Below are 6066 nucleotides of genomic sequence, written 5' to 3'. Positions count from 1 at the left end.
TTTGCTGGATCTCCAGAATCGTGCTTCGACACTGCCGCACAACTCTATCTCCAGTAGGGACCGCTACCGGGTACGGATTTACTGGACGGTCTACTAAGCTGAACTACCCGTTCACTACACCTGCGAACTGATCGTTTACCTCGCCTCAGCAACCGTCTGTTGCACTCTGCAAGAGAGTCGGTTCCTCTTCTCCAATAGCCCCGTACTCGATTAACACGCGAACGCATTCATCAGCAGAATCGAGTGCAAAGAACTCATCATAAAGAGGATAGTCATCAACGAAACCGTGGATTGCTATGAGGTCCTCGTTTTGAGGGGGTTCTATTGTCAGTATGTTGCTTACTCCCGGTTCCACTTCTTGTGAGTGCCATTCTTTAAGCCCGTTAGATGTTTCGATGGCGACGTGAAATACGTGAGATTCTCCTGTCCCATTACCAAGTTCTACTTCTAATTCAGGGACGGTCACCGCAGTATCATCAAAGTATGTACATCCAGAAAACAGTGCTATCGTACCAACACTCCCGAGTATGAAACTTCGCCGAGTGAGAGACATTTCCTAAGAGAAAACACTTTGACAGTATATACTTTGTTCTGCGCTGGCTTTTGATTGTTCTGTGTTTCGCCTGTACTGAACACGAGTTTCGTGAGCCGTTCAGAATAAAGAAACGGAGCAACGAGTTACCAGTACCGTCGCGACTGTGCTGTCGTGTTTGTCATCCCCGGAAGGGGTGCGGGGCGATCGAACTGCCCCGAGATAGCGAATGACTTCTGAGCGACAGCACTCACGAGACCGTGGTATCGATCGAGTACCAGCCCACCGACAGCCCACTGAACCACCCTGGTCTGGCCTCGAGTTACGCGTTCCAAACGATCGGAGTCGAGAATCACTCATCTCGTTCGTCGAGTGTGTTCTCGTTGAGCTCACACATGCAGACGTCGGTGCCGAGTATCGATCATCAAACGTCTGGGGAATCAAACTGACGCAGTACATCGTAGCTGATACGGTCGGCGAGAGATTCAAAAAGCGCCATTACGACGAACGGCTCGGCTGGCACGAACAGACGCTGTCTCGGCAGGACGTCCGTGAGGAACTGATCAATCGCCTCGCACGGCCCGCGTCACTGGCGACGAATCAGAGTCACCCCTATCCTGTTGAGAAACCAGATACGTTCAGGGTGAAGCCAACGTGGCAACTGCGAATAGATCTGTGGGCCAGCGAGAGGTGAACTCGTTCTCAATGTCTCTGAATCTGGTTAGTCAAGCGGCTCATGCTCTTGTAAAGAAGCAAACTACACACCTATGTTATGAAGTCCATAGATTTATGCCTATGGAGGCCATCACATAAGATGACGGATGGCGTCCTACACTACCATTGAAGATTGGCAGGATGTCGAAGATGGATACGTCATCGATGTGACCATCCGGCAGACGGAGGATAAGAAGTACCCGTGTGGATGGGACTACAGCCTACACCACGGGGAAGTCGGCGGCGACACCATCCTTCGATACGACAACGCCCATGAACAGACGAAAGGCCATGAGCGCCACACCCGAAACGATGTTGAAATCATCGAATTCCCCGGGATGTTGACGCTCTACGATCGCTTTCAACGCGAAATCGAGGAGATGTCGCCTGTCTCATGGAACTGGTCGGAGTAGGACGTCTCCAGGAGGTATACACCATGCCAACGCTCAAAGTCACCGTCGGTGAACGTGATCGCCTCAACCAGCGCACGCGTAGCCGCATCAAGGCTGCCCAAGAGGGTGAAGACCTTGACGATGCCCAGCCGGTGTTGAACTTCGGATCGTATGCAGAGCTCAGTCGCCTGCTTAGCCCAAAGAATCTAGAGCTGTTGGAAGCAATCTCCAAACACCAGCCCGAGAGCATCCGCGAAGCCGCTGATCTGGTGGAGCGAGACTACAAACAGGTCCATCGGAACCTTTCCGAACTCGAAGACATCGGCGTCATTGAGTTTGAAAATGGCGGGCCTGGTCAGGCAAAGAAACCGAAACTGGCCTACGACGGTCTTGAAATTGATATCCCGTTTGCAGGATCGAACGGGAGTGTCGGTGCAGCAGCACCCTGAAAGATCCTGTTCTTGGCCATCTAGAAACGAACCCTTCGCTCTCTGTTCTCGCTACACGTGGTCGACGGACGTACGTGATGAACTGATCAACCGCCTCGCACGACCCGCGTCATTAGCGTCGAATCAGAGTCATACTCATCCTGTTGAGGAACCAGATACGTTCTAAGTGAAGCCGACGTGGCAACTGCGAACAGGTCGACGGCCCGGCGAAAAGTAATCAGCAGTCGTCAGTACTCCAGCCCGCTGTTGAATATCGATCACTGACTCCATACACATCATGTAGTGTCTTCGACTTGACTGTACATCCAGCAGCGAGTTTTTTGGCGCCATGAGGCATGAGGCGCGCTCAACGGTGTGCCTCATGTGGTTTTCAATGACTAATCCAAACCCGATTGACGACACTGCAGACGATTACAGCCGGTTCGAAGCCAGACTCGTTGCCCATGATCAGGATGCAACTCGCGTCGTGACAGCAGATCTCAGCGATACAACCGCCCGACAGCTCGTGACTGAACTCATCGATAACGGTGTGGTAATGCCGGTCCCTGGCAAGCGGGTATTCGCCCACGAGCCAAGTGGGACCGCGTTTGACTCGAGCACTCAGCTTGCTGTTTTCCATCGAGGCTGGACGGCTGCTCGCAACGCCGACAAGGACGGTGAGTGATGCAGCAACCACTTACTGGCTGCGCCTTCTGTGACGCTCCACCAGGTACCGAAGTCGGCGAGGCATATACCTGGGGAAAAGACGAACGAGTCTCTCACCCAATCTGTGTTGGCTGTGCCATCCAAACGCGGCCAGACCCTGACGAGCGTGAACACCACGCCTGCGACGGGTGTAGATTGGTTGTCAACGCACTTGCAGCCCTCACGCGGTTCCGGGTGGAACTCGGACATCTCGAAGGACCACTCCAGTTCTGTGTGCGCTGTAGTCCCGGAGGTCCGGCGACGTACTGGACGCGCGATCTCGAGGAGCACCTCATCACGACGCCGACAGAGTGAATGACAGAGTCTGACCTCCCTTCTAATATGGGGTGGATTACCTGTAACAAACACCCAAAATAGCTATGCATCCACGGAACCAACAGTAATTTATGTCGAGCGGTACCATCGATATCGACGAGTTCGAGAACGCCGACGACGATGAATTCGAGGAACGAAACGACACCGAGCGGATCGTGCTGTTCCTCGATGAGAACGACGACCGGGCGTGGAAGGCGGCGACGATTGCTGACCAACTCGACCTAGATACGGATGCTGTCAGTGCCATCCTCTCGCGACTGAAGGAACGAGGTCTTGTGCGGCACAAGCGCCCGTACTGGGCGATCACAGACAACGAGGACCGGCTTCGAGCCGCCTACCGTCTTCACCACCACCACCAGACTGCAGACGAGCAGTACGGCGAGGAGGATCTCGAGGAGTTGAAAACTGACGAGATGGAGGAAGTGCAGTGACCGCGTTCGATGAACTGGAACGCGGCGACATCATCTGGGGGACCGATCCGCTCTCGGACAAAGGTCGTCCGATGCTTGTTCTAGGAACACCTCGGTTCCCGAACCACGGCGTACAGCTGATCACCGTCCTGATCTCCACGAAGACTACCACGAGGAGTCACTCACGCTCCGCGACGACGACTACGAAGGCGAGCCACTCGGAGAACGGAGCCACGTCCTTCCGTGGTCGCTCGCAACCCTCAACAGTGCGACAGAGGTAAAATTCCATATGACCGCTCTTGTTGACGAACGCATCGAGGATGTGACCATACAGTTAATCAGCTACATTTCTTCTTGAGCGAACCATGCTGTCGTCAACGGCGATACCGGGGAAGTAGGAGTGATATCGGAGCAGGTAACACGAATACGTGGTGGCAGAACAAGCGAGTCTCCCACCCGATCTGTGACAACTTCCAGACGCGGCCGGATCCGGACGAGCGTGACCACCATGCTTGCGACGGGTGTGGATTGGTCGTCGACACGATTGCGGCGTCGCCGGCGTTTCACGCCAGCTTTCAGCGGGACCGAAGGTCCCGCCTGGCTCACGCGGTTCCGCGTTGAACTCGGCCATCTCGAGGGCTCTACAGTTGTGTGCGAGGTGTAGTCCCGGAGGCCTGGCGACGTACTGGACACGTACCATCAAGGAGCACGTTGTAGCAGTTGAGTAGAGTACGAGAGTGCCATAGAACGACTGACATGGAATTTCTTTTTCCAACCGAACTGAACTATCCGTTCATTACAGCTGCTTATACCTCGTTGCCACGGAATCCTGTGAGGAAGGCGTGTGTACTCCTATAGAGGACAATGAACCCAGCACACCCGACCAGCAGTCCAAGTACGATAATGCTCCATCCATATCCGCCTACTACTGCGGAAAGACCTGCCCACGTAACGGCTGCCAGCGCGATGAACACGCACAGGGTTAGGAACCCATATCGAGCGAGGGTAGCACGCGGAGATCCTCTTCCTAATGCTTCAATCCCGCCTAATTGAACAGCAGCGGCTTCGACGGCTAGCTGAAGACCAATTAGGACTGATACTGCGAGCAACAAGATACCGCCGACCGGCGGTATTTGTTCAATCCCTACGGTATTGAGTACTACACCGGAGAGATGGGTCAAAACGGATAGTGAAGCGATTATTGCTGGTATTCCGATTAGTATAGTGGCACCAAAATAAACCAGACTCGGAATTAGCAACGAACGTTCTTTAGATGACACACTGTCAAGTTCCTTCCACCTCGTATAAGTTTTGTTAGCTTCAACTGTGCTACTCAAATTCCTCACTGACTGTTTTGTGCTTCACCTGTACTTGTCGCGAGTTTCACAGAGAGCCCTGAACAAAGGAACCGTGTTACTGTCTACTTCGAGATGAGTTTCTGTGCCCCACAAGTGGGTGAGGGGCAGTCGGAGTTGTTCATCGCCCCTCGAGAACACCATGACTTTCAGAGAAGTTTACCAGACAGTATTCGACGAAGACGTCCAGTCCAACTCAAGCGCGAATCCGTGTCCGAAGTGCAACGGACGGGTTACTACCAACGTAGTCGAAACCATGTGTGAAGACTGTTGGTATCTCGTAGAAACGCAACACAACCAGATGCAGAGACGAGTTAGTTACGTGTAGACCGCATGCTATTAGCCAAATCCACACAAGTATTGGAGCAAGATATTTACCGAAGGGGTAACAAGAATTTGGACAATGCCAGAATGTGATGGCTGCGGCTCTCATGTCACTGAGAGCTACTACCGGGTTTTCGCTGTTGATGGGAATCTCCCAGCGTGTATCCATTGTTCTACCAACCGTGACGCTCGGGAAGCAGGACTCCGCGACCAGTAGCTTCTCAGTGGTCTCATGACCAGATTTTCTCTACCGAACTGGAATCTGCATCGAGATATGAAATAACACGGTCCATCCCCCCACTAATGACTGACCGAGATTCCGACTTTGAGGAGCTTCGTCCGACCGGCGAAGCGTCGCATATCCCAGATGAGACACTCAGCAAGTGTACCGACGGTGAGCCCGATCGACAGCGAGTCGCGACGGCTACGACTGGATATCCGGATACTCCAACGGAAATGGATACCGAGTGCCGATCCTGTGGGGCATCGATTCCAGCCGACCGAACCAAATGCCTGTTCTGTCTCACCAACCATCTCGAGGGCTCTTCTTCTGAAACAGACGTACTTGCAACAGAGTGGACACTCCTCGGCGTCGTCGATATGCTTGTTGAGTCGTCTACGTTCTACGGCGCCGTCGCAAAAGGTGGGGCCGCTGCGATGCTCCTTGCCTCCAGTGCGACAGAAGCAGCCGTCGACGACTGCACGATTATACGCTGAACAGGCGCAATACCACGGGCTTCAGCCCGTGGATACGCGCCGTCACTTGTGAGTATTCCCATGCATTCCACTTTGTTGGAATTTCTATCGATATGTTCAACTGACACCACGCCGTACTGTGAAACAGGATGAACTCGACACACATTCATCGCG

The 6066-nt window shown here is 53.5% G+C and carries 9 protein-coding genes and 3 pseudogenes; 10 read left to right on the top strand and 2 right to left on the bottom strand.

Features of this window, described 5'->3' with window-relative positions:
- Window positions 1–145: 145 nt before the first annotated feature.
- On the bottom strand, window positions 146–553 hold the full coding sequence (locus tag BW940_RS21380; RefSeq protein ID WP_143823980.1) for a hypothetical protein: 408 nt from the start codon (window positions 551–553) through the stop codon (window positions 146–148).
- A 208-nt stretch (window positions 554–761) separates the two neighbouring features.
- Between BW940_RS21380 and BW940_RS22620 the strand changes: the two genes are divergently transcribed.
- The 8 genes and pseudogenes from BW940_RS22620 (at window position 762) to BW940_RS22290 (ending at window position 4245) form a co-directional block, all read left to right on the top strand.
- Window positions 762–1226, top strand: a complete 465-nt coding sequence (locus tag BW940_RS22620; protein ID WP_076611010.1) for a hypothetical protein — start codon at window positions 762–764, stop codon at window positions 1224–1226.
- Between the two features lie 127 nt (window positions 1227–1353).
- A complete protein-coding gene (locus BW940_RS20525; RefSeq protein WP_076611009.1) occupies window positions 1354–1659 on the top strand; it encodes a toxin-antitoxin system TumE family protein in 306 nt (101 codons plus the stop codon).
- 23 nt (window positions 1660–1682) lie between these two features.
- Window positions 1683–2087: an HVO_A0114 family putative DNA-binding protein gene (locus BW940_RS20520; RefSeq protein ID WP_076611011.1), complete on the top strand. Its 405-nt coding sequence runs from the start codon at window positions 1683–1685 to the stop codon at window positions 2085–2087.
- 373 nt (window positions 2088–2460) lie between these two features.
- Window positions 2461–2751: a hypothetical protein gene (locus tag BW940_RS20515; protein WP_076611008.1), complete on the top strand. Its 291-nt coding sequence runs from the start codon at window positions 2461–2463 to the stop codon at window positions 2749–2751.
- Complete coding sequence (locus BW940_RS22295; protein WP_076611007.1) at window positions 2751–3086, top strand: DUF7558 family protein; 336 nt, start codon at window positions 2751–2753, stop codon at window positions 3084–3086. Before BW940_RS20515 ends, BW940_RS22295 begins: the two co-directional genes overlap by 1 nt.
- 92 nt (window positions 3087–3178) lie before the next feature.
- Window positions 3179–3538 (top strand): MarR family transcriptional regulator, encoded by a 360-nt coding sequence (locus BW940_RS20505; protein WP_076611006.1) that lies wholly within the window; start codon window positions 3179–3181, stop codon window positions 3536–3538.
- Window positions 3535–3875 (top strand): annotated as a pseudogene (locus BW940_RS22615) (PemK-like protein). Before BW940_RS20505 ends, BW940_RS22615 begins: the two are co-directional and overlap by 4 nt.
- Before the next feature lie 47 nt (window positions 3876–3922).
- Window positions 3923–4245, top strand: a pseudogene (locus BW940_RS22290) (DUF7558 family protein).
- A 78-nt stretch (window positions 4246–4323) separates the two neighbouring features.
- Here the strand turns inward: BW940_RS22290 and BW940_RS21370 are convergent.
- Window positions 4324–4797 carry a hypothetical protein gene (locus BW940_RS21370; protein ID WP_076611005.1) on the bottom strand — a complete coding sequence of 158 codons (474 nt, stop codon included), beginning with the start codon at window positions 4795–4797 and terminating at the stop codon, window positions 4324–4326.
- Window positions 4798–5275: 478 nt separating this feature from the next.
- On the opposite strand from BW940_RS21370, the gene BW940_RS22730 reads away from it, so the two are divergent.
- Window positions 5276–5413: a DUF7563 family protein gene (locus BW940_RS22730; RefSeq protein WP_449406682.1), complete on the top strand. Its 138-nt coding sequence runs from the start codon at window positions 5276–5278 to the stop codon at window positions 5411–5413.
- Window positions 5414–5499: 86 nt separating this feature from the next.
- Window positions 5500–5907: pseudogene (locus BW940_RS20480) on the top strand (hypothetical protein); the annotation flags it as partial.
- Window positions 5908–6066: the final 159 nt, after the last annotated feature.

The sequence above is a fragment of the Natronorubrum thiooxidans genome (assembly GCF_900156475.1).
Classification (GTDB): domain Archaea; phylum Halobacteriota; class Halobacteria; order Halobacteriales; family Natrialbaceae; genus Natronorubrum; species Natronorubrum thiooxidans.
This window is presented reverse-complemented; position numbering and strand designations above follow the sequence as displayed.